Source organism: Arthrobacter sp. B6 (assembly GCF_001663775.1).
In the GTDB taxonomy this organism is placed as follows: domain Bacteria; phylum Actinomycetota; class Actinomycetes; order Actinomycetales; family Micrococcaceae; genus Arthrobacter.
On the sequence record NZ_LQAP01000021.1, the window covers coordinates 1 to 1,038 of the forward strand.

Annotated in this window: 1 protein-coding gene; it reads left to right on the forward strand. The window is 59.5% G+C overall.

What is annotated here, in order from left to right; genetic code table 11:
- The first annotated feature begins 20 nt into the window (after positions 1-20).
- Positions 21-1,028, forward strand: a complete 1,008-nt coding sequence (locus AU175_RS20970; protein WP_066290896.1) for an AraC family transcriptional regulator — start codon at positions 21-23, stop codon at positions 1,026-1,028.
- Positions 1,029-1,038 lie beyond the last annotated feature (10 nt).

The following is a 1,038-nucleotide window of genomic DNA, read 5'->3' on the forward strand; positions in this document are numbered from 1 at the left end:
ACAGGCTAATGGAGCCCATGATGAACCAAAGCCCCAACCCTCTGGTAGCCCCCAAACCCCTGGACGCCCATCCGGTGGTGCACACCAGCGACATCGACGCCGCCAGGGACGCTGTCACCGGGACTTACCTTCCCAATGATATGACCACGTCCGGTGACGGCCAGCTGAACATGATGTTGAACGCCTGGGGCGGCCGGGACCTGACGCTCGGCTACTTGACGTATCAGGCCGAAACGAAGTTGCGGATGCCGCCGCCGGAAGAGTTCTACCATGTGAACCTGACGACCGCCGGAGGCACCGAGGGATTCCGTGCGGACGGTAAACGTGCCTTTACTGCTGGTGGTCAGAGCGGATTGGTGTTGCTGCCGCACATTGGCACCGAGGTGAAGTGGGGCCCTGACGCGGAGCAGATAATCCTCCGGTTTTCGAGGGAAATGTTGGAAAATTTTGCTGCTGATCTGATGGGTCAATCCGTGGATCACCCGATCGGGTTCGATTTCGGTTTCGATCTGTCGACAGGGCGGGGCGCCAGTCTTTATGCTTCGGCGCAGTTCATGGCCGTGGAATTGAACCGGCCCGGGGGCATCACGGAGAACCCGCTCGCCCTTGAGCAGCTTGAGTCGTTTGTCATGAGCAACCTTCTCCTGGCTGTCCCGAACAACTACAGCGAGGTTCTCCTCACCCCGCCTCCCACCGTTAATCTGGGGCGGCTCAAACCAGTGGTTGACTTCATTGAAGCGAACGCCGACGAACCGATTACTCCGGCCGAGTTGGCCCGGGTAGGGATGATGAGTATCCGCACGCTGCATGCTTCCTTTCAACAGTCCCTTGGAACCTCCCCCATGGAACATCTGCGCCGGGTCCGGATGGAGCGGGTACGTGCGGAACTGATCTCCAACAAGAACCCGGACCTGAAAATCACGGATGTGGCAAACCGCTGGGGGTTCTACCATCCGAGCAGGTTCGCTGCGCGCTACAGGCAAATGTTCGGCGAACTACCCAGCGAAACCCTGCAACGCCACGCCTGAAACCGCCCTT

Coding starts and splice junctions, on each gene's coding strand:
- AU175_RS20970 (WP_066290896.1), top strand. CDS start 21: ATGAACCAAAGCCCCAACCCTCTGGTAGCCCCCAAACCCCTGGACGCC.